The organism is Nocardia sp. NPDC056541, from assembly GCF_042794235.1.
Classification (GTDB): domain Bacteria; phylum Actinomycetota; class Actinomycetes; order Mycobacteriales; family Mycobacteriaceae; genus Nocardia.
The window spans coordinates 30742-55515 of record NZ_JBHTUD010000007.1; the positions used below are offsets into that span (position 1 = coordinate 30742).

Consider the following 24774-nt stretch of genomic DNA (forward strand, 5'->3'; position numbering starts at 1 on the left):
ACGACAAGGGCGAGCACGTGTTCGGTGGGGCTCACCTCGAACAGGGCCGCGCGGAACGGCACCTCGGCGGTGACGTCGAACGCGGTGCGTACCAGCTCCGAAAGCCGTTGCGGCAGTTCGGCGGCGGTGGTCTCGATCGGCGCGAGGTCGGGGATGACCTTGCCGGTCGGCACGATCACCTGGTAGCCGGCGCCGGACACCTCCGGGTAGTAGCTGCGCAGCGATTCGTGGCGGGCGAGCACGTCGGCCACGGCCACCTGCAGCGCCTGGCGGTCGAGCAGGCCCGACAGCCGGACGGCGGCGGGGATGTTGTCCACCGCGGACTCGGGGTCGAAGCGGTTGAGGAACCACATGCGCTGCTGGGCCAGCGACAGCGGCACCCGCTCGGGGCGCTGCTGCGGCACCAGCGGCGCGCGGCGTTCGGCACCGGAGTGCGTCTCGGCCCGCGCGGCCAGCCCGGCGACGGTGGAGGACTCGAACAGTTCGCGCACGCCGATATCGGTGTCCAGCGCGGCCGACAGGCGGGCGGCGACCTGGGTGGCGGTCAGCGAGTTACCGCCGAGCGCGAAGAAGTCGTCGTCCAGGCCGACCCGATCCACGCCGAGCACGCCGGCGAAGGTGGCGGCGACGATTTCCTCGACCGGGGTGGTCGGGGCGCGGAACACCGCGGCCTCGAACACCGGCGCGGGCAGCGCCTTGCGGTCGAGCTTGCCGGAGGCGTTGAGCGGGAACTCGTCGAGCACGACGATGACCGAGGGCACCATGTAGGCGGGCAGGTTGCCGCCCAGTTCCTCGCGTGCGTCCTCGATGTCGACGGTGCGGCCGGTCGCGGGGATGACATAGGCGACCAACTGGTCGCCGGTGTGCTGATCGCCGCGGACGACGACCACCGACTGAGCGACCTCGTCGAGGCCGGTCAGCGCGGACTCGATCTCGCCGAGCTCGATGCGCAGGCCACGCAGCTTCACCTGGAAGTCGGTGCGGCCCAGGTACTCCAGCTCGCCCTGTTCGGTCCAGGCGACGAGGTCGCCGGTGCGGTACATGCGCTCGCCGTCGTCGCCGAACGGGTCGGCGACGAAGCGATCGGCGGTCAGGTCCGGGCGGGCGACGTAGCCGCGCGCCAGCTGGACACCGGCGAGGTAGAGCTCGCCCGCGACACCGACCGGGACGGGGCGCAGACGCGCGTCGAGGACGTAGACCTGGGTGTTGAAGACCGGGGCACCGATCGGCACCGTGTCCACGTCGGTGTCGACGACCTCGTGGAAGGTGACGTCGACCGCGGCCTCGGTGGGGCCGTACAGGTTGTGCAGAGCGGCGCCGGTCAGCTCGCGCAAACGGTGAGCGGGCTTGGGCGGCAACGCTTCACCGGAGGCGAACACCATCCGCAGCGACGCGCAGCGCGCGGCCGCGGCGTCGGCGACGAACACGGCGAGCATCGACGGCACGAAGTGGGTGACGGTGACGCCTTCAGTGGCGATGATCTCGGCGAGGTAGGCCGGATCGCGGTGACCATCGGGCTTCGCGACAACGAGCCGCGCGCCGATCTGCAAGGGCCAGAAGAACTCCCACACCGACACGTCGAACGTCGCCGGAGTCTTCTGCAAGACCACATCGGCCTCGGTCAGACCGTAAGCCTCCTGCATCCACACCAAACGGTTGACGATCGCACCGTGGCTGACCGCCACACCCTTCGGACGACCCGTCGAACCCGACGTGAAGATCACGTACGCCGTGTTCGCCGGACGCAGCGGGGCTGTGCGCTGGGCGTCGGTGACGCGGGTGTCGGTGTAGCCGTCCAGGTCGAGCAGATCGATACGGACCTGTGCGGTGTCGATCTCCAGATCGGTGCCCGAGGTGAGCACACACACCGGATCCGCCGTCGCCAGAATGTATTCCGTGCGTTCGGCCGGGTGATCGGGATCCAGCGGCACGTAGGCGCCACCGGCCACGCTCACCGCGTACATGCCGATCACCAGGTCGAGCGAGCGGCGCATGCCCAGTGCCACATAGGTTTCCGGGCCGACGCCGCGGTCGATCAGCCAGCGCGACAGACGGTAGACCCGTTGCGCGAACTCGGCGTAGGACAGGCTGGTGCCCTCGAAGGACAGGGCGGTGGCCTGCGGCGTGCGGGCAACCTGGGCCTCGAACATCGAGACGAGGGTGACCCGCTGGTCGACCTCGTGCGCGGTGGCGTTCCACTCGCGCACGACGAGTTCGCGTTCGGCGGCATCGAGCAGTTCGATATCGCCCACGGCGACAGCCGGTTCCGTGGTGATCGCGGTGAGCACCCGGATCAGGCGCTCGGCGATGCGGTGCACGGTGGCCGTGTCGAACAGATCGCTGAGGTAGCCGGCGCGGATGCGCAGCTGGGTGTCGAGCTGCGCGATCAGCGACAGCGGGTAGTGGGTGGCGTCGGCGGCGTCGAGACCGGTGACGGCCATGCCGTCGATATCGGCGGCCTGGGCTTTGATGCCCTCGGCGTCGACCGGGTAGGACTCGAAGACGACGAGCGAGTCGAACAGGCCACCGACGCCGGCCGCCGACTGGATCTCGGCGAGGCCGATGTAGTGGTGGTCGAGCAGGTCGGCCTGCTCGCCCTGGGTGCGGGTGAGCACGTCGCGCACCGATTCGGCGGCGTCGAAACGCACGCGCACCGGGACGGTGTTGATGAACAGGCCGACCATGGATTCCACGCCGGACAGCTGCGCGGGACGACCCGAGACGGTGGTGCCGAAGAGCACGTCGTCGCGGCCGGTCATCCGGCCGAGCACGATCGACCAGGCCACCTGCAGGACGGTGTTCGGGGTGACGCCGAGGTCGGCGGCCAGCGCCACGAGCCGCGCCGTGGTGGGCTCGTCGAGGTCGAACAGGTACTCGTCGGACAGGGCGGCGATCTCGCGGCTCGCGTCGGGGCGGGCCAGCATGGTCGGCTCGGTGACGCCGCGCAGCGCGTGCGACCAGGCTTCGACCGAGACCGAATGATCCTGACGGCCGACCCATTCCAGGAAGTGGCGGTACGAGCGGACGGCGGGCAGCGCGCTCGCGTCGCCGTGCAGGGCGTAGAGGGCGAGCAGGTCGCGCATGACCAGCGGCGTCGACCAGCCGTCCAGCAGGATGTGGTGGTTGGACACCACGAAGCGCCATTCGTGCTCGGCGATCTGGATCAGGGTGAAGCGGATCAGCGGCGGGTTGGCCAGGTCGAAGCGGGCGGTGCGGTCGGCCTCGACGAGGTCGGCGAATTCGCCGGTCTCGATGCGGTCGTGTTCGGTCCAGGCCACGCGGGTGGTGTCGAGGACGACCTGCACGGCGTTGCCGTCGTGGTCGGTGACGAACGCGGTGCGCAGGGTTTCGTGGCGGTCGAGCAGCGCCTGGGCGGCGGCGCGCAGACGGGTGGCGTCGACGCGACCGGTGAGCGTGAGGACGGCCTGGGCGGTGTAGACGTCGACCGAGGTGGCGGCCAGCCGGGCGTGGAAGAACAGACCTGCCTGCAGGGCGGCGAGCGGCCACACCTGGGTCAGCTCGGGGTAGCGCTTCTCCCAGCTGTCGATATCGCGCTGGGTGGAGCGCACGAGAGCGAAGTCGGACGGCGTGTGACCGCCCGCCTCGGCCGAATTGGCGTGCCGGGCAACGGCTTCCAGCGCGGTGATCCACAGGTCGGCAAATTCGCGGACCTCGGCCTCGGCGAGCAGGGTGCTCGGGTAGCCGATATTGGCGCTGAGCTTGTCGCCGACAACGATCGCGTTGACGTCGAGGGGCGCCATCGCGGGCATGTCGGCGTCGTAGGCGCCGCCGAGGGCGGCCAGCTCGGGCGCGGGGATCCAGCCGAAGCCGCGCAGCGCGTCGGGGACGTCGCTGTCGGCGACGCGGCCGAGGTAGTTGAAGCTGATCTGGCCGGGGAGCTGCGTGGGCAGTTCGACGGCGGTCTCGGCGTTCATGTACCGCAGCAGGCCGTAACCGATGCCCTTGTCGGGCACCGCGAGCAGCTGTTCCTTGACCGCCTTGACGGCCTGTCCCAGCGCCGGACCACCGGCGAGCGCGGCATCGATGTCGATGCCGGCCAGGTCGAGGCGGACCGGGAAGATGGCGGTGAACCAGCCGACGGTGCGCGACAGGTCGGCGCCGGGCGCGACCTCTTCCTCGCGACCGTGGCCTTCGAGACGAACCAGCAGCGCGTCGCCGCTCGGGTCGGCGCGGTGGCCGTTGCCGAGCGCGCCGGGACCGGTCCGGGTCGAGCGCCACTTGGCGGCGGCCAGCGCCAGCGCGGTGAGCAGACCGTCGTTGACGCCACCGTGGAACAGCGCGGGGACGGTGGTGAGCAGGGCCTTGGTGACCTCGGCGGACACCTCGACCGGCAGCTTCTCCACGACACCGGAGACGTCGACCGCCGGGTCCATCGGCCGCTCGGTGAGCAGCGGGTCGGGGGTCGCGACGACCTCACGCCAGAAGTCGAGTTCTGCGGCACGGTCGGTGGTGCGCGCCTCGTCCGCGAGGGCGTGCGCCCATGCCCGCATGGAGGTGGCGGGTGCGACCAGTTCCGGCTGCTGTCCGGCGGAGAGCTGACCCCACGCGGACACGAAGTCGGGCACGAGGATGCGCCACGAGACACCGTCGACCACGAGGTGGTGGGCGACGACGATCAGGCGACCGGCCCGACGGGCGGTGGCGGAACCGTCGGCACCACCGGTCGCGGCGGCATCGCTGGTCTGCGTGACCGCCAACCCCTCCGCGGTGGCGTCGGTGCCCGCGGCGGTGAGCCCATCCACGGTGGCTGATCCTGCGTTCAGCTCCGGTTCCAGCCAGACGAAGCGCACGACGACGCCGTTGGCCGGGTCGAGGCGGTCGAGGCCGGCATCCAGCGCGGCGGCGGCGATTTCGACCAGTTCGGCATCGGAGACGGCGGGGTCGAACGAGGTGTGGTCGATGAGCGCGGTGGCGTCGACAGTGCCGGTGGGAGCGGTGTCGACGACCCAGCGGCCGTCGACCTGGTGCAGGCGCGAGCGCAGCATGTCGTGGCGGTCGATGACCGCGCCGACTGTGGCGGCGATGCCCGCGCGGTCGATGCCGACCGGCAGTTCCAGCGCCATGGTCTGGTTGAACCGGTCGAACGAACCGGGACGCTCGGCCATGAACCGCACGACCGGGGTCAGCGGCATCTCGCCGACGCCACCGCCAGGCAGCTCTGCCAGCGTGATCGCGGAAGCCGCCGCGACATCGGCGGTTTCGGCGACCGAGGCCAGGCCGGCGACGGTGCGCTGCTCGAAGACGTTGCGCGGGGAGAACAGCACGCCGCGAGCCTTGGCCCGGGAGACGAGCTGGATGGAGACGATCGAGTCGCCGCCGAGCGCGAAGAACGAATCGTCCACGCCCACGCGTTCCACCCCGAGCACCTCGGCGAAGACCTCGGCGATGGTCTGCTCGATCGGGTTGCGCGCGGCCCGGAAGGTGACCTCGGTGGCGAACACCGGCTCCGGCAAGGCCTTTCGGTCGAGCTTGCCGACCGGGGTGAGCGGCACGTGGTCGATCACCATGATCGACGACGGCACCATGTACGCGGGCAGACGATCCTCGACGTGCGCGGTCAGCGCGGCCACATCGATCGAATGACCCGGCGCGGCAACGACATACGCGACCAGCGAGACGGCGCCCGCGGTGCTCTTGTGGCCGACGGTGGTGGCGAAGTCGACGGTCTCGTGCGAGGCGAGGGCGGAGTCGATCTCGCCCAGCTCGATCCGGAAGCCGCGGATCTTGACCTGGAAGTCGGAACGACCGACGTACTCGACGGTGCGCTCGGCGGTCCAGCGGACCACGTCGCCGGTGCGGTACATCCGCTCGCCCGGGATGAACGGGTCGGCGACGAACCGGTCGGCGGTGAGCCCGGCACGGGCGTGATACCCACGGGCCAGCTGGATGCCCGACAGGTAGAGCTCACCCGCGACACCCACCGGAACGGGCTGGAGCTGGGCGTCCAGGATCAGCGACCGCATGCCGCGAGTCGGCCCACCGATGGTGACCAGCTCGCCCGGCGTCAGCGCGGCGCTGATGTTGGTCATGATCGTGGTCTCGGTGGGGCCGTAACCGTTGTGGAAGGCGCGAGTTGTGCCATCCGCCAAGGGAACTGCCCACTTCGACACCAGATCGGCGGGGACCGCTTCGCCACCGGCGACCAGGACGCGCAGCGAGTCGAGGCCGCTGGGGTCGAAGGTCGCCAGGGCGGCGGGGGTGATGAAGGCGTGGGTGACCCGCTCGGTGCGGATCAGCTCGGACAGCTCGTCGCCGCCGTAGACGCCCGGCGGGACGACGACCAGCGCGCCACCGCGGGCCAGGGCCAGCAGCAGCTCGAGGATCGAGGCGTCGAACGAGGGCGAGGCGAAATGCAGTGCGCGCGTGCCGGTATCGAGGGCGTAGCGCTCGGCCTGCTCCTCACCGAAGTTCGCGAGACCGGCGTGGGTGACGACGACGCCCTTGGGCACGCCGGTCGAGCCGGAGGTGTAGATGATGTAGGCGGGCTGCTCGGGGGTGGTCGCCCGCACGAGCTCGTCGTCGGCGATCGGCCCGCCGTCGAAACGAGCGAGGTCGAGCTCGTCGAGTACCAGCCAGCCAGCGGCAGCAGCATCCGCGGCCGAGCTGTCGAGTGTCGCCGTCGCGTGCGGCGTGGATTCGATACCGGCGGCATCGCGCGGCGCGATGTCCGGAAGTCCGCCCAGCACAGAGGCGACAGTGATGCCCAGCGGCGAACCGGAGTCGGTGACCATGTGGGCGATGCGGTCGGCGGGGTAGGTCGGGTCGACCGGGACGAAAGCGGCGCCGGTCTTGGCGACGGCCCACGCTGCCAGCACCGAGTCGGCCGAGCGCGGAACGCCGATCGCGACGAGATCCTCGGCGCCGATGCCCTCGGCGATCAGCAAGCGCGCCAAACGGTTCGAGCGTTCGTCGAGCTCGGCGTAGGAAACACTGGTCCCCTGGAACACGACGGCGGTGCCGGTCGGGTTCTGTGCGACGGCGTCGGCCAGGAGGTTACGCAGGGTACGTGCGGGCACCGGCGGTTCGCCGACCCGGAACACCAGGTCGGACCGTTCGGCCGCGTCGAGCACGTCGATCGCGCCGACCGTGATGTCGGCCTCGGCGGCGACGGCCTCGAGGACTCGCTGCCAGCGCACGGCGATGCCGGCGACGGTGTCCTCGTCGAACAGTTCGGTGGCGTAGTTCAGTGCCAGTGCCATCCCGCCGTGGCCGGGTTCGCCCAGCTCGGAGAGGGTGAACTGCAGGTCGAAGCGGGCAACGCTCTCGTCGAGGTCGAGCGCCGACACTGCCAGGCCGGGCAGTTCGAGGGTGGTGCGGTCCAGGTTCTGGAAGGCCAGCATCACCTGGAACAGCGGGTTGCGCGACTGCGAGCGCTCGGGCGCGAGCAGTTCGACCAGGCGCTCGAAGGGCACGTCGGCGTTGCCGTAGGCGTCGAGGTCGGTCTTGCGGGCCTGCTCGAGCAGGTCGGTGAACGTCTCGGCCGGGCGCACGCCGGTGCGCAGCACCAGGGTGTTGACGAACATGCCGACCAGGTCGTCGAGCGCCTGCTCACCGCGACCCGCGATCGGGGTGCCGATGGCGACGTCGTCGGAGCCGGACAGGCGAGCCAGCAACACCGCGAGGGCGGTGTGCATGACCATGAACAGCGACGCGCCCTGGCGGCGGGCGATCTCGTCGAGCGCGGCGACGAGTTCGGGCGAGAGCTCGCGGTGCACGGTGGCGCCGCGCAGCGAGGCGATGGCCGGACGCGGGCGGTCGAACGGAAGGGTCAGTTCGTCGGGGACACCGGCGAGCTGGGACTGCCAGTAACCGACCTGGCGCGACATGAGCGAGTCGGCGTCGTCCTCGGTGCCGAGTACGGCGCGCTGCCAGATCGCGAAATCGGCGTACTGGACGGGTAACGGCGCCCAACCGGGGGCAGCGCCCTGGGCCCGGGCGGTGTACGCGCGCATCACATCGCGGGTCAGCGGCGCGATCGAGAAACCGTCGGCGGCGATGTGGTGCACGACCACGACCAAGACGTGTTCGGTGACCCCACCATCGACGTGCCCGGCACCCGCGGCCTGCTCCGTGTCAGCGGTGCGACCCGTGTGGCCTGCGGCGGCGACCCGGAAGAGGCGGGCGCGCATCGGAACCTGTTCGGCCACATCGAAACCGGTGGAGACGAACTCGGTGACGGTCTCGAACAGCTCGTCCTGCGCGATCGCGATCGGGCGCAGATCCAGCGAAATGCGCTCCGCGGCGACGATCTGCTGTACCGGGGTGCCGCCGTGTTCGGGGTAGCGGGTGCGCAGCGACTCGTGCCTGCGGACCAGGTCGGCCAGCGCCAAAGACAGTGCCTCGGTGTCGAGTTCGCCGGTGAGGCGGATCGCGACGGGCAGGTTGTAGGCGGCCGAGGTGGTGTCGTACTTGTTGAGGAACCACATGCGCTGCTGCGCGAACGACAGCGGAACCAGTTCCCCTTCGGCCCGCTCACGGGCGACCAGCGCCGCGCGGGCGGTGCCGCCGGTGTGCGATTCCACCCGTGCCGCAAGGGCTTCCACGGTGGATGCTTCGAACAGCGCGCGCACCGGGACCGTCGCACCGAGCGCCGCACCGATGCGGGCGACCACGCGGGTGGCGATGAGCGAGTTGCCGCCGAGGTCGAAGAAGTCGTCGTCGACACCGACGCGATCCAAGCCGAGCACATCGGCGAAGACCGCCGCCACGGCTTCCTGCACCGGTGTGACCGGCGCGCGGAAGGCCCGCGCCTGCACCGCGGGAGCGGGCAGCGCGCGACGGTCCAGCTTGCCGTTGACCGTCAGCGGGATCCACTCGAGGCGCACGAGCGCCGCCGGAACCATGTAGGCGGGCAGCTGTTCGGCCGCACCGCTGCGGATGGTCTCGAGGTCGGGTTCGAGGTCGCCCTCGGCGACCACGTAGGCGACGATCCGCTGGTCACCCGGCTGATCCTCACGCACGATGACCGCGGCCTGGGCGATGCCCGGCTGCGCGAGCACGGCGGCTTCGATCTCACCGAGCTCGATGCGGAAGCCGCGAACCTTCACCTGGTCGTCGGCGCGGCCGAGATATTCGAGTTCGCCGAAGCGGTTCCAGCGCGCGAGGTCGCCCGAGCGGTACAGGCGCGAGCCACCCTGGTTCGGGCCCGCGAGAGGATTGGCGACGAAGCGGGTGGCGGTCAGGTCGGGGCGACCGAGGTAGCCGCGCGCCAACTGCGGTCCGGCGACATACATTTCGCCCGCGACACCCACCGGCACCGGCCGCAACCGGTTGTCGAGGACGTACACGCCCAGACCCGCGATCGCCCGGCCGACCACCGAACCGGCGGCGGCGGCAATGGTTTTCGCGTCCAGCGCCCGGAACGACACGTGCACCGTGGTCTCGGTGATGCCGTACATGTTGACCAGCGTCGGCGAGCTGTCACCGTGGCGCGCGACCCAATCCGACAGGCGGCGCAGCTCGAGGGCCTCGCCACCGAACACCACATAGCGCAGGGCCAGCGGCTCCAGGCCCGGTCCGGCGTTGCGGTCGGCCTCGGCCAGCTGGTAGAACGCCGACGGCGTCTGGTTGAGGACCGTCACCTGCTCCACGCGCAGCAGTTCCAGGAACTGTTCGGGCGAACGCGAGGTGTAGTAGTCGACGACGATCAGCGAGCCGCCGAACAGCAGCGGGCCCCACAGCTCCCACACCGAGAAGTCGAAGGCGTAGGAGTGGAACAGCGTCCACACATCGCGCGGGCCGAAGCCGAAGTCGCGATCGGTGTTGGCGAACAGGCGCACCACATTGCGGTGCGCGACCGCGACGCCCTTGGGGCGGCCGGTCGAGCCGGAGGTGTAGATGACGTAGGCGACATTGTCCGGCGAGAGCGGGGCGAGCCGGTCGGCGTCGGTGATCGGGGCATCGTCGGCGTCTTCGATATTGCCGGTTTCCACGGCGAATCCGTCGAGCACCACCGAGGGCAGGTGCTCGGGCACCCGCACCTGGACGGTGGAATCGAGGACGACGCTGGTGGGGCGCGAGTCCTCGAGCACGTAGGCAATGCGCTCGGCCGGATAGGTCGGATCGACCGGCACGTAGCCCGCACCGGTCTTCACGACGGCGAGCAGCGCGACCACGAGATCGAGCGAACGCGGCAGGATCACCGCGACCAGCGATTCCGGGCCTGCGCCGTCGTCGATCAACCTGCGCGCCAGCACATTCGCACGGCGATCGAGCTCGGCGTAGGTCAGCGACTCGACGCCGAACTTGGCGGCGATCCGGTCGGGGTAGGCGGCGGCCGCGGCGTCGAACAGGTCGACCAGGGTCGTGTGCTTGTTGCCGAACAGGCCACGCCGGTAGCCGGCGGGGGTGCTGGCGTCGTGGATGACCGGCAGACCGATGGCGTCGGGACCGGAGGACACCCAGCGCTGCGCGACATCACGCTGTTCGGCCTCGCCGAGCAGGTCGATGTCGCCGACGATCACGTCGGGGTTCTCGGCGACGCTGCGCAGGATGCGGACCAGGCGGTCGCCGAAGGCGGCGACGGTTTCGGCGTCGAACAGATCGGTGGCGTAGTTCCACGACAGCGCGAGCGAGCCGTCGGCGGCTTCGCCCACGGTGAGCTGCACGTCGAATTTCGCCGTGCCCGGATCGAAGTCGACGACCTCGAGATCGAGGCCGGGCAGTGCGATGGTGCCCGCGTCGGCGGCGGTGGCCGCCTCGAAGGTGAGCGCCACCTGGAACAGCGGGTGATGCGCCTGTGAACGGGTGGGGCTGAGCACGTCGACGAGGCGCTCGAACGGCACATCGGCGTTGGCGAAGGCGGACAGGTCGACCTTGCGGATCTGATCCAGGAGGTCGCCGAAGCTCGCGCTCGAGTCGACCTCGCTGCGCAGCACCAGGGTGTTGACGAACATGCCGACCAGGTCGTCGAGCGTGCGCTCGCCGCGACCGGCGATGGGGGTGCCGATGGCGATGTCGGTGCTGTTGGACAGGCGCGCGGCCCAGGTGGCCAGTGCCGCGTGCATCACCATGAACAGGGTGACGCCGCGGGCGCGGGCGATCTCGGTCAGCGCGTGGTGCAGGTGCGCGTCGACCGAGAAGCGGTGCAGGTCACCGGCATTGGTGGCGACCTCGGGGCGCGGCCGATCGGCGGGCAGCTCGAGCTGATCGGGCAGATCGCGCAGCTGCTCGGTCCAGTAGGCGAGCTGGCTCGCGGCGACCGATTCGGGATCGGACTCCGCACCGAGGATCTCACGCTGCCACAGGGTGTAGTCGGCGTACTGGACTTCCAGCGGCGTCCAGGCGGGGTTCTCACCGCGGGTGCGCTCGGTGTAGGCGATCACGACATCGCGCAGCAGCGGACGCAGCGAGAAACCGTCACCGCTGATGTGGTGCATGACCAGCACGGCCACGTGGTTCCGGTCGTCGACGCGCAGCAGGCTCGCGCGGAACGGGACTTCGCGGGTCACGTCGAAGTGCACGCTCGCCAGTTCGATCACCCTGGCCACCACGTCGCTCGCGGCGACCGGCTGGGCGGCCAGCGCGAAACGGACCTCGTCGGCGGGCCGGATCTGCTGGTAGCCCGCGCCTTCCTCGACCGCACCCGAGGCCACATCGGCTGCCGGGTAGAAGGTGCGCAGGGACTCGTGCCGGGCGACCACGTCGGCGATGGCCGCCTCGAGCGCGGCGACATCGAGGTCACCGGTGAGGCGGATCGCGACGGGGATGTTGTTGACGGCGGTGCGGTTGTCGAAGCGGTTGAGGAACCACATCCGCTGCTGCGCCTGCGACAGCGGCACCAGCTCGGGCCGCGGGCGGGGAGCCAACGGGATGCGGCCACCACGACCGGTGTGCGTTTCGACCCGAGCAGCCAGCGCGGCCACCGTCGACGCCTCGAACAGCGCGCGCAGCGGCACCTGGGTATCGAGCGCCTCCGACAGCCGGGCCGCGACCCTGGTGGCGACCAGCGAGTTGCCGCCGAGTTCGAAGAAGTCGTCGTCGAGGCCGACCTGACCGGCGCCGAGCACCTCGGCGAAGGTGGCGGCGACGATCTGCTGCACCGGGGTGACCGGCGCCTGGAAGGTACGCGCGGCGAACACCGGAGACGGCAGCGCCTTGCGATCGAGCTTGCCGGAAGCATTGAGCGGGAACGCGTTCAGCACCACGTACGCGGCGGGCACCATGTAGACGGGCAGCTCCGCGCCGAGTGCGTCCTTCACCGCGTCGGTGTCCACGGTGGCGCCGGTCTGCGGGACGACGTAGGCGACCAGCTGATCGCCGGTGTGCTCGTCGGCACGGACCACGACCACCGACTGGGCGATCTCCGGCAGCGCCGTGAGCGCCGCCTCGATCTCGCCGAGTTCGATGCGCAGACCACGCAGCTTCACCTGGAAGTCGGTGCGGCCCAGGTACTCCAGCTCGCCGGCCGGCGTCCAGGTGACGAGGTCACCGGTGCGGTACATGCGCTCGCCGGGCGCGAACGGGTCGGCGACGAAACGATCCATCGTCAGGTCGGCACGACCCACATACCCGTGGGCCAGCTGCACGCCCGCGAGGTAGAGCTCACCCGCGACACCCACCGGAACCGGCCGCAGCCGCGAATCCAGCACGTACAGACGGGTGTTGAACACCGGGGCGCCGATCGGCACCGTTTCGATGTCGGCATCGGTGACCTCGTGATAGGTCACGTCGACCGCGGCCTCGGTGGGGCCGTAGAGGTTGTGCAGCGCGGCGCCGGTCAATTCGCGCAGACGCTGCGCGGTCGGCGCGGGCAGACCCTCGCCGGAGGCGAACACATTGCGCAGTGAAACACACTCGGCGGCCAGCGGTTCGGTGACGAACACGGCCATCATCGACGGCACGAAGTGCACCGTGGTGACCTGTTCGGCCACGATCAGCCGGGCCAGGTAGGCCGGGTCGCGATGCCCGTCCGGCTTGGCGACCACCAGGCGCGCGCCGACCTGCAAGGGCCAGAAGAACTCCCACACCGACACGTCGAAGGTGGCGGGGGTCTTCTGCAGCACCACGTCGGCGGCGGCGAGGCCGTAGGCGGCGTGCATCCACACCAGGCGGTTGACGATCGCCGCGTGGCTGACCGCGACGCCCTTGGGGCGACCGGTCGAGCCGGAGGTGAAGATGACGTAGGCGGTGTTGCCCGAGCGCAGCGGGCGGTGCCGGTCGGCGTCGGTGACCGGCTCGGTGGAGTGGCCGGACAGGTCGAGCTGGTCGATGCGGACCTCGCGACCGGCGGCCGCGGGCAGGCTCTCGCCGGAGGTGAGCACGCAGACCGGTTGCGCGGTCTCGAGGATGTGCTCGATGCGCTCGGCCGGGTGATCGGGGTCCAGCGGTACGTACGCGCCACCGGCGGCGGACACGGCGTACATGCCGACCAGCAGATCGATCGAGCGCCGCATACCGAGTGCCACATACGATTCCGGGCCGACGCCGGCGTCCTTGAGCCAGCGCGCCAGCTGACGCACGCGGCCCGCGAACTCGGCATAGGACAGACTCGTCCCCTCGAACGTGAGCGCGACCGCGTCGGGGGTCCGGGCGACCTGCGCCTCGAACAGCGCGTGCAGCGTGGCCGGTTCGTCGTCACTCGGCGTGCTCAGCGCGGCGTCGACGGCGAATTCGGTGTCGTTCCAGCGATCGAGCACCAGGGTGCGCTCGGCGGAGTCGAGAAGCTCGATGTCACCGACGGGAGCCGAGGGGTCGACCACGACGGCGGTGAGCACGCGCAGCAGGCGGGCGCCGAAGGTCGCGGCGAAGCCCGCGTCGAAAAGGTCTGTCGCGTAGACGAGTTCGGCATCCATGTGGCTGTCGTCGTCGGCGGGGACCTCGCTGAGCGCGAGCTGCAGATCGAACTTCGCCATGTGCTGGTCGATGCCCAGCTCGGAGACCGTGAGGCCGGGCAGTTCCAGGGTGGTGCGGCCCAGGTTCTGGAACGAGAGCATCACCTGGAACAGCGGGTGGCGCGACTGCGAGCGCGCCGGGTTGAGCACCTCGACCAGGCGCTCGAACGGCACGTCGGCGTGCGCGAAGGCCGCCAGATCGTGCTCGCGGACCTGACCGAGCAACTCGGCGAAGGTGGCGCCCGGATCGACCTGCGCGCGCAACACCAGGGTGTTGACGAACATGCCGACCAGATCGTCGAGTGCCTGCTGACCACGGCCCGCGACCGGGGTGCCGATGGCGATGTCGGGGGTGCCCGACAGCCGCGACAGCAGGATGGCGAAAGCGCTGTGCACCACCATGAACAGGGTGGTGCTGTGCTCGTGGGCGACCCGGTTCAATGCCTCGACGAGCTCGCCCGGCACTTCGAAGCGGTGCGTGCCCGCCTGGTAGCTGGCCTGCGCGGGCCGCGACTTGTGGCCCAGACGCAGTTCGTCGGGCAGATCGGCGAGCGCGCCGCGCCAGTGCTCGAGCTGCTCGGAGATCAGCGAGGTGGGATCGGTTTCGTCGCCGAGGATCTCGCGCTGCCACAGCGCGTAGTCGACGTACTGGATGTTCAGGGGCGGCCAGCCGGGTTCGGTGTTCGCGGTGCGGGCCACGTAGGCGGTCATCAGGTCGCGCACCAGCGGACGCAGCGAGAAACCGTCGGCGGCGATGTGGTGGACCACCATCACCAGCACGTGTTCGCGCTCGCTGAGCTCGTAGACCCGAAGGCGCACCGGCGCGTTCGCGGTGACGTCGAAACCGCGACGGGCGAACTCGTAGAGCGAGATCGCCATGTCGGTCTCGTCGGCCTCGATCAGCTCGACGTCCGGAATCGAGCCCGCGGCGGCGAGCACCTTCTGGTAGGCGGTGCCGTCGGCCATGGCGGCGCGCCCCGACTCGGGGGCGACGTACACCGGGTAGACCGTGCGCAGGGTTTCGTGGCGGGCGACCACGTCGGCGACCGCGCCGCGCAGCGCGGGCAGGTCGAGCAGGCCCTGCAGGCGGACCGCGACCGGGATGTTGTAGGTGCCGGTGTCGGCGACGTCGAAGCGGTTCAGGAACCACATGCGCTGCTGCGCGAGCGACAGCGGCGGATACTCGGGACGCTGACGGGCCGTGAGCTCGGCGCGCAGACCGGTGCCCGCGTGCGATTCCACGCGGGCGGCCAACGCGCCGACGGTGGGCGCCTCGAACAGGGTGCGCACGCCGACCTCGGTGTCGAGCGCCGTGCTCAGGCGCGCCGCGACCTGCGTGGCCACGAGCGAGTTGCCGCCGAGGGCGAAGAAGTCGTCGTCCACGCCCACGCGTTCGGCGCCGAGCAGGTCGGCGAAGATCTCGGCGACGATCTCCTCGATCGGGGTCGAGGGCGCACGGAACACCTTTGCCTCGAACACGGGCGCCGGCAACGCTTTACGGTCGAGCTTGCCGGACGCGTTGAGCGGGAAAGCATCCAGCACGACCAGGGCCGACGGCACCATGTAGGCGGGCAGTTCGGTGGTGATGCCCGCCTTCACCGCGGCCACGTCGAGGGCCGAGTCCACCTCTGGCACCAGGTAACCGACGAGCTGGTCACCGGCGTGCGCGTCGGAGCGCACGACGACGACCGACTGCGCGACACCCGGCTGCGCCAGCAGGGTCGCCTCGATCTCACCGAGCTCGATGCGCAGACCGCGCAGCTTCACCTGGAAGTCGGTGCGGCCCAGGTAGTTCAGTTCGCCGTAGGTGAGACCGTTCTCGCCCGACACCGCGGTCCAGGTGACGAGGTCACCGGTGCGGTACATGCGCGAGCCCGCCGCGCCGTACGGATTGGCGACGAAACGGTCGGCGGTCAGGTCGGCCCGGTTGAGGTAGCCGACGGCCAGCTGATCGCCCGCCAGATAGAGCTCTCCCGCAACGCCGGGCGCCACGGGGTGCAGGCGCGAATCCAGCACGAACACCCGGGTGTTCCACACCGGGCGCCCGATCGGCACCGACTCCACATCGGCGTCGACGACCTCGTGATAGGTGACGTCGACCGCGGCCTCGGTGGGACCGTACAGGTTGTGCAGACGGGCGCCGGTGAGCTCGCGCAGACGCTGCGCGGTGGGCGCGGGCAGCGCCTCGCCGGAGGCGAACACCTGTCGCAGGCGCACCGCGTCACCGTTGCCGTTGCTGCCGAGGGTCGAGACGAACACCGACAGCATCGAGGGCACGAAGTGCGCGGTGGTGATGCCGCGTTCGGCGATGATCTGGGCCAGGTACACCGGATCGCGGTGGCCGTCGGGCTTGGCGACGACCAGTCGGGCACCGGTCTGCAAGGGCCAGAAGAACTCCCACACCGACACGTCGAAGGTGGCCGGGGTCTTCTGCAGAACGGCGTCGGCGGCGTCGATCGGGTACTCGTGCTGCATCCACAGCAGGCGGTTGACGATCGCCGCGTGATCCACCGCGACGCCCTTGGGGCGGCCGGTCGAGCCGGACGTGAAGATCACGTAGGCGGTATTGGTGGCCCGAATCGGTTGCACGCGTTCGGCATCGGTGATCGGCGCACCGCTGAAGTCGGCGGGCGAGAAGATGTTCTCGACCGCGTGCACGGTGACGCCGTCGGACTCGAACGCGTCGCGGCGGCTGGTGAGCACCAGTCGCGGCTGCGCGGTCTCGATGATGTGGCCGATGCGGTCGGCGGGCTGATCCGGGTCGAGCGGCACGTAGGCGGCGCCGGTCTGCAGCACCGCGTACATGGCGACGACCAACTCCGTGGAGCGCCGGATCGCCAGTGCCACATTGTCACCGGGGCCCACGCCGTCGGAGATCAAGCGGCGCGCGATGCGGTTGGCCCGCTCCTGCAACTCGCGGTAGGACAGCTCTTGCTGCTCGAAGACCAGGGCGACGGCGTCCGGGGTCCGCTCCACCTGTGCGTCGAACAGCGACATCAGCGTCGCGTGCGGGACGGCGTGCGCGGTGTCGTTCCAGTCGACGAGGACCTGTGCGTGCTCCTCGGGCGCGAGCAGATCGATGTCGCCGACGAACACCTCGGGATCGGCGACCACCGCGGCGAAGATGTTGTCGAGCCTGCGGGCGAACGCGGCGACCGTCGATTCGTCGAAAAGATCTAGCGCGTACGAGAATTCGGCCGCCATACCGCCGACGCCACCGTCGGTGTCCTGGACCTCGGTGAGCGTGAGCTGCAGGTCGAACTTGGCCAGCTGCGGGTCGTAATCGATTCCGCTCACCGCGAGACCGGGCAGCTGCAGCGAGGCCTGCTTGTTGTTCTGGAACGACAGCATCACCTGGAACAGCGGGTGGCGCGACTGCGAACGGGCCGGGTTGAGCACCTCGACCAGGCGCTCGAACGGCACGTCGGCGTGGGCGAAGGCCTGCAGATCGGTCTCGCGGGCCTGGGCGAGCAACGTGGCGAACGGGGTGGCGCCGTCGACCTGCGAGCGCAGCACCAGGGTGTTGACGAACATGCCGACCAGGTCGTCGAGCGCCTGATCGCCACGGCCCGCCACCGGGGTACCGATCGCGATATCGCTGGAGCCGCTGGCACGGGCCAGCAGCACCGCGAGGGCGCTGTGCATGACCATGAACAGCGAGGCGTTGTAGCGGCGACCCAATTCGACCAGGGCACGCTGGGTTTCGCTCGCGATGACGAAGCTGTACGTGCCGCCACGGTAGGACGCGGCAGGCGGGCGCGGGTGATCGGCCGGGAGGACCAGCTCGTCGGGTAGGTCCGCGAGTTCCTTTGCCCAGTAAGCGATCTCGGAGGAGATCAACGACTGCGGATCGTCCTCGGAGCCGAGGACCTCACGCTGCCAGAGCGAGTAGTCGGCGTACTGGACCGGCAGTTCGGCCCAGGTCGGCGCCTCCCACGAGGTGCGGGCCGCGTACGCCATGATCACATCGCGCGAGAGCGGCGCCATCGACCAGCCGTCGGCGGAGATGTGGTGCACCACCATGCCGAGCACGTACTCGGACTCCGACACCTCGAAAAGCCGTGCGTGCAGCGGCACTTCGCTGGTCACGTCGAACGCCATCGACGCCAGATCGATCAGGTGATCGATGAGGTTGTCCTCGGTCACCCGGTACGGGGTGAGGTCGGGAACGATCTGCGCGGCGTCCAGGATCACCTGCACGGGACCGGTGCCGGAGTCGGGGAACACGGTGCGCAGCGACTCGTGGCGGTCGATCACGTCGATGACCGCGACCTGTAGGGCGGCCACGTCCAGGTCACCGGACAGCCGGATCGCGACCGGGATGTTGTTGACCGCCGACGCGGTGTCGAAGCGGTTGAGGAACCACATGCGCTGCTGCGCCAGCGACAGCGGCACCCGGTCGGGGCGTTCGCGGGCGACCAGCGCCTTGCGCGCGCCGTCGCCGGCCTGTGACTCCACCCGGGCGGCCAGCGCCGCCACCGTGGGGGCCTCGAACAGCATGCGGACCGGGACCCGGGTGTCCAGGGCGATGCCGATGCGGGACGCGACCTGGGTGGCGATCAGCGAGTTGCCGCCCAGTTCGAAGAAGTCGTCCTCGACACCGACCCGGCCCAGTTCGAGCACGTCGGCGAAGATCTGCGCGACGATCTGCTCGATCGGGGTGGTGGGCGCGCGGAACTCACGCACCTCGAACACCGGCGCGGGCAACGCGCGACGATCGAGCTTGCCGTTGACGGTCAGCGGGACCGCGGCGAGCACCATGATCGACGAGGGCACCATGTACGCGGGCAGACGCTGTGCGACATGGTCGGTCAGTTCGGCGATATCGATCGAACTGCCCGGCACCGCCACGACATAGGACACCAGCGAGGTGCTGCCGCCCTTGTTCTTGTGACCGATGCTGACCGCGAAGTCGACTGTCTCGTGCGAGGCGAGCGCGGAGTCGATCTCGCCCAGTTCGATACGGAAACCGCGGACCTTCACCTGGAAGTCGGAGCGGCCGACGTACTCCACGTTGCGGTCGGCGGTCCAGCGCACCACGTCACCGGTGCGGTACATCCGCGCACCGGGGGCGTAGGGGTTGGCGACGAAACGGTCGGCGGTGAGCGAGGCGCGCGCGTGGTACCCACGCGCCATGCCGACGCCGCCGATGTAGAGCTCACCCGCGACACCGACCGGCACGGGGCGAAGGCGGTCGTCGAGGATCAGGGTGTGGACGCCGCGGATGGGACCGCCGATGACGACCCGCTCCCCCGGGATCAGCCCTTCGCTGAGGTTGGACGCGATGGTGGTCTCGGTGGGTCCGTAGACATTGCCCAGCATGCGGCGCGAACCGTCGGGCAGGCGCACGGCCCACTTGGCGACCAGTTCCGGCGGGACCGCTTCACCACCCGCGGCGAGCACCCGCAGGTGATCGAGGCCGCGGGCGTCGAAGGTGGCCAGCGCGGCCGGGGTCACGAACGCGTGGGTGACCTGTTCGGTGATGAGGATGTCGCGCAGTTCCTCACCGCCGTACACACCCGGCGGGACGACGACGAGCGTGCCGCCGCGACCGATGGCGAGCAGCATTTCCAGTACCGAGGCGTCGAACGACGGTGAGGCGAAATGCAGTGCGCGCGTGGTGGAGTCGAGCGAGTAGAGGTCGATCTGCTCGGCGCAGAAGTTGGCGACGGAGGCGTGGGTGACCACGACGCCCTTGGGCACACCGGTGGAACCGGAGGTGTAGATCAGGTACGCGGGCTGCGCGGGATCGGTCTGGCACACCAGTTCACGCGGTGCGAGGGGGGCATCGGAGATACCGGTGAGGTCGATGTCGTCGACCACCACCCAGCCCACCGAATCAGGGAGTTCATCGGCTTCACCGGTGACCGTGATACCGACGGACACACCGGCATCGGTGATCATGTGGGCGATGCGGTCGGCCGGGTAGTTCGGGTCGACGGGCACGAACGCGGCACCGGTCTTGGTGACCGCCCACACGGCGAGCACCGATTCCAGCGAACGCGGCACGGCGACGGCGACGAAGTCCTCGGCGCCGAGACCCTGCTGGATCAGCAAGCGCGCCAACTGGTTCGAGCGACGATCGAGTTCGCCGTAGGAGACGGCGGTCCCCTCGAACACGACGGCGGTCGCCTCGGTGTCGCGGGCGGCCTGGGCGATCAGCTGCGGCAGCGTGCGCGCCACCGCGGCGGGGGCGCCGAAGCGGGTGACCAGGTCGGCGCGTTCGGCGTCGTCGAGCACGTCGATCGCGCCGACGGTGACAGCCGGGTCGGCCAGGATCGCGTCGAGCACGCGGCGCCAGCGCAGCAGCAACTCTTCGACGGTCGACTGATCGAACAGGTCGATGGCGTAGGTGAGCACGCCGGTCATGCCCGACAGCGAGCCGGTGCCGGTGTGTTCCTCGGTGAGGGTCCACTGCAGGTCGAACTTGGCCATGTCGACCTCGACCTCGTCGGCCGTGACCGTGAGACCGGGCAGCTCCAGGGTGCCGTGCGACATCTCCTGGAACGACAGCACCACCTGGAACAGCGGATGGCGGGCCTGCGAGCGCGACGGGTTGAGCACGTCGACGAGCCGCTCGAACGGCACATCCGCGTTGGCGAACGCGCTCAGGTCGGTTTCGCGGGTGCGGGTGAGGAATTCGGTGAACGGCTGGGTGGGATCGACGTCGGAACGCAACACCAGGGTGTTGACGAACATGCCGATCAGGTCATCGAGGGCCTGCTCACCACGACCGGCGATGGGGGTACCGACGGCGATGTCGGTGGTGCCCGACAGGCGCGCGAGCAGCACCGCGAGGGAGGCGTGCACCACCATGAACAGGGTGACGCCGTTGGCACGGGCCACGGCGGCGAGCTGTTCGTGGGTCTCGGCGTCGATCTCGAAACCGACGCGCGCGCCACGGAAGCTCTGCTGCTGCGGGCGCGGGCGGTCGCTGGGCAGGTCGAGCTGGTCGGGCAGGCCCTCGAGGGCGCTCTTCCAGTAGTCGAGCTGACGCGCGGCCATCGAAGCCGGGTCGGATTCGGCGCCGAGCAGTTCGTGCTGCCACAGGGTGTAGTCGCGGTACTGAACCGGCAGCGGCAGCCAGGCCGGAGCCTGGCCCGCGGCGCGAGCCAGGTAGGCGGTGGCTACATCGCGGGCCAGCGGGCCGAAAGAGAAACCGTCGGCCGCGATGTGGTGCACAACGAAGGCGACCGCGTATTCCGGGGTGCCCGCACCGTGACCGTTGGACTCGGCGGTTCCACCGGCCACCTTGAAGATCTGCACGCGGATCGGCAGTTCCAGGGTGACATCGAAGCCGGTGGAGGCGAAGTCGATCAGCTCGTCGCGCAGCCGCGACTGGTCGATCGGGGTCACCGCGATGCCGAGGTCGAACTCGTCGGCGCCGAGTACGTGCTGGAAACCGCCGTCGGCGTCGGGGAAGATCGTGCGCAGCGATTCCTGGCGCACCACAACATCATTGAGCGCGGCGATCAGGGCGTCGACGTCGACGCTGCCCTTCATCTGCACCACGAACGGCAGGTTGTAGGTGGGTGCGGTGGGGTCGAACTGGTTGATGAACCACATCCGCTGCTGGGCCAGCGACAACGGCACCTGCTCGGGACGCGGCTGCGCGACCAGCGGCGGACGCGCGGCGGAAACATCGGCGGGGGTGACGGATTCGGCCCGCGCGGCGAGTCCGGCCACGGTCGGGGTCTCGAACAGCGCGCGCACACCCAGCTGGATACCGAAGGCGGCGCCGATGCGGGCGACGACCTGCGTGGCGACCAGGGAGTTGCCGCCCAGTTCGAAGAAGTTGTCGTCGGCGCCGACGCGTTCCTGGCTCAGCACATCGCCGAAGATGCCGGCCACGATCTGCTCGGCCGGGGTGCGCGGTGCGCGGAAATCGCCTGCGGCAGAGGTGAAGACGGGTTCGGGCAGCGCCTTGCGATCCAGCTTGCCCGAGGTGTTGAGCGGGAACGCGTCGAGCACCATGATCGACGCGGGCACCATGTAGGCGGGCAGCTTCTCGGACACGAAACGAGTCAGCGTCGCCGGGTCGGCGGACTGGCCCGGCGCGGGCACGATGTAGGCCACGAGCTGCTGGCCGGTCGCGGTGTCGACCACGAGCACCGCCGCCTGGCTCACGGTCGGGTGCGCGAGCAGGTCGGTCTCGATCTCGCCGAGCTCGATGCGCTGACCGCGGAACTTCACCTGGAAGTCGGTGCGGCCGATGTACTCCAGCACGCCCTCGGCGTTCCAGCGCACGAGGTCGCCGGTGCGGTACATGCGCTCGCCGGGGGCGCCGACGGGGTTGGCGACGAAGCGGTCCGAGGTCAGGTCGGGGCGGCCGCGGTAGCAGCGGGCCAGCTGTCGACCGGCCAGATACAGCTCACCCGGGGCGCCGATCGCGGCCGGGCGCAGCCGTGAATCCAGTACGTAGACTTCGACATTCCACTCGGGGATACCGATCGGCACCTGCGTGGTGTCGGCTTCGGTGGCCTCCCAGTAGGTGACCGAGACCGCGGCCTCCGTGGGTCCGTACAGGTTGTGCAGGCCGGCGTCGGAGATCGCGCGCAGACCCGCGGCGGTCTCCGGGGGCAGCGCCTCACCGATGACGAAAACCGCACGCAGCGAGGCGCATTGAACCTGCGTGGCATGCGAGACGAAGACGGTGAGCATCGACGGGACGAAGTCGGTCACGGTCACGCCGTGGCGTTCGATCATGTCCGCGACGTAGAGCGGGTCGCGGTGGCCGTCGGGGCTGGCGATGACCAGTTTCGCGCCGACCATCAGCGGCAGGAAGTAACCCCACAGCGACACGTCGAAGGTGGTGGCGGTCTTCTGTAAGTAGACGTCGTCGGCGGTCAACCGGTATTCGTCGAGCATCCACAGCTCTTGGTTGACGATCGCGTGGTGGGTGACCGCGACGCCCTTGGGGCGACCGGTCGAACCCGAGGTGTAGATGACGTAGGCGGTGTTGTCCGGGCGCAGCGGGGACAGGCGGTCGGCGTCGGTGAGAGCTGTGGCGTCGAAACCGGTCGTGTCGAGTCGATCGATCTCGACGCGGGCGACGGTGCCGGGCAGGTCGAGGTCGTCGCCGGTGGTGGTCAGGACGCAGACCGGTGCCGCGGACTCGAGGATGTAGGCGGTGCGGTCGGCCGGATGATCCGGGTCGATCGGCACGTACGCGCCACCGGCCCGCAGCACGGCGTGCATGCCGATGACGAGGTCGAGCGAGCGGCGCATGCCGAGCGCCACGAGCGATTCCGGGCCGACGCCGTCGGCGATCAGGAAGCGGGCCAGCCGGTTCACCTTCGCGCCGAATTCGGCGTAGGTGAGGGTTTCGCCCTCGAAGTCCAGGGCGATGTTGTCCGGGGTCAGCGGGATCTGCGCGTCGAGCAGCGCGGGCAGGGTGGTCGCGGGGACCTCGTGTGCCGCGTCGTTCCACTCGGTGAGCGAGCGTTCCAGCTCGGCCGTGCCGGTGACCGGCAGGTTCCACACCGGCAGTTCGGCGTCGGCGGCCAGGAACCGGTCGAAGAACTCCAGGAACCGGCCGTGATGGGTCTGCGCGTCGGCGGCCGAGTACAGGTTCGGGTTGGTCTCGAAGTCGATGTGGGAGCGGGTGCCACCGTGCGACTGATAGAAGTTGACGCCCAGGTCTTCGATGCTGCCCGTGGACAGCACGTTGAGCGTGCCCTCCATGTCACCGAAGCTCAGGTGGTTGTCGAACAGCATGATGTTGACCCACGGGCCGAAGAACTCCGTGGAGACCATGCCCTCGCCCGCCGAATCACGGCGGATGTCCTCGTGGCGGTAGCGCTGGTGGCGCAGGGCGCCGGAGACCTCGGTGGTCACCGAGCGCAGCAGCTGCGCGACCGTGGTGTCGTGGCCCACGCGCAGGCGCAACGGGACGATGTTCGAGGTCACACCGCCCGAGCGGCGCATCACCGCGGTGGTCCGGGCGGTGACCGGGAGGCTGAGGATGACGTCGGAGGTGCCGGTGATCTGGGCCAGGTACGCCGCGAAACCGGCGATCAGCAGCGGTGCGGCGGTGCTGTCGTGCCGGGCGATCGCCGCGGTGAGCAGCTCGTCCTGGGCGGTGCTCAGCGCCGCGCTGGTGACGTCGTTGACCGGCGAGGGCGGGGCCGAGCGGCCGGTGAGGCTGCTGCCTTCCTCCAGGCCCGCTACCCGCTGGGCCCAATGCTCTTTGTCGGACTGGAAGCGGGTGCTGTCGCGGTAGACGAGCTCGGACTCGTAGAGCGCACGCAGATCGGTGGCTTTGTTCGGCGGGGCCGGGGTGCCGGTGACCTCGGCGGTATAGAGCTGTGCCGTGCGGTTGACGAAATTGTTGGCGCCGAAACCGTCGAGCACGATGTGGTGGACGCGGGCATACCAGTACCAGCGGTCATCGCTGAGCTGCAGCGCGGCGGCCTGGACGAGACGGTCGTTGACGATGTCGAGCGGGCGGCTGTACTCGGCCCGCATCCACGCGGCGGCGGCCGCTTCGGGGTCGGCCTCGCCACGCAGATCGACATAGATCAGCGTCGCGTCCTGAGTGGGGTCGATGGTCTGCATCGGCTCACCGTCGATCTCGACGATGCGCAGCCAGCCCGATTCGAGGTCGGTGGCCGCGTCGGCGCTCGCGCGCTCGAGCACGGCGACATCGAGGCGTCCACGCAGGTCGACGTACTGGGCGATGTTGATCGGCACCTGTGGGTCGACGTGCTGCGCGTACCAGATACCCAGCTGTGCGGGCGAAAGCGGGAAGTACTCCGAGGAGCCTCCACGTCCGTCACCAGTTTCGCCGTTTCCGCCGAAATCCAGCCGGTCCAACCCAAACCTCGCTTCCGGAACACCCGGTCAGGCGCTCCCCGACGACACCGGAACGCGAGCGCCCACCTGAATAAGCGTGGCGCCCGCGTCTCGGGTTCAGTTCTCG

Annotated in this window: 1 protein-coding gene (only partly in view); it reads right to left on the reverse strand. The window is 69.8% G+C overall.

Features of this window, described 5'->3' with window-relative positions:
* Nucleotides 1-24668, reverse strand: the 5' portion of a protein-coding gene (locus ACFQ9R_RS13845; protein ID WP_378990846.1) for a non-ribosomal peptide synthase/polyketide synthase. The gene continues 19417 nt to the left of window position 1, outside the view; only the first 24668 of its 44085 coding nucleotides appear in the window; its start codon is at nt 24666-24668; its stop codon lies off the left edge, out of view.
* Nucleotides 24669-24774: the final 106 nt, after the last annotated feature.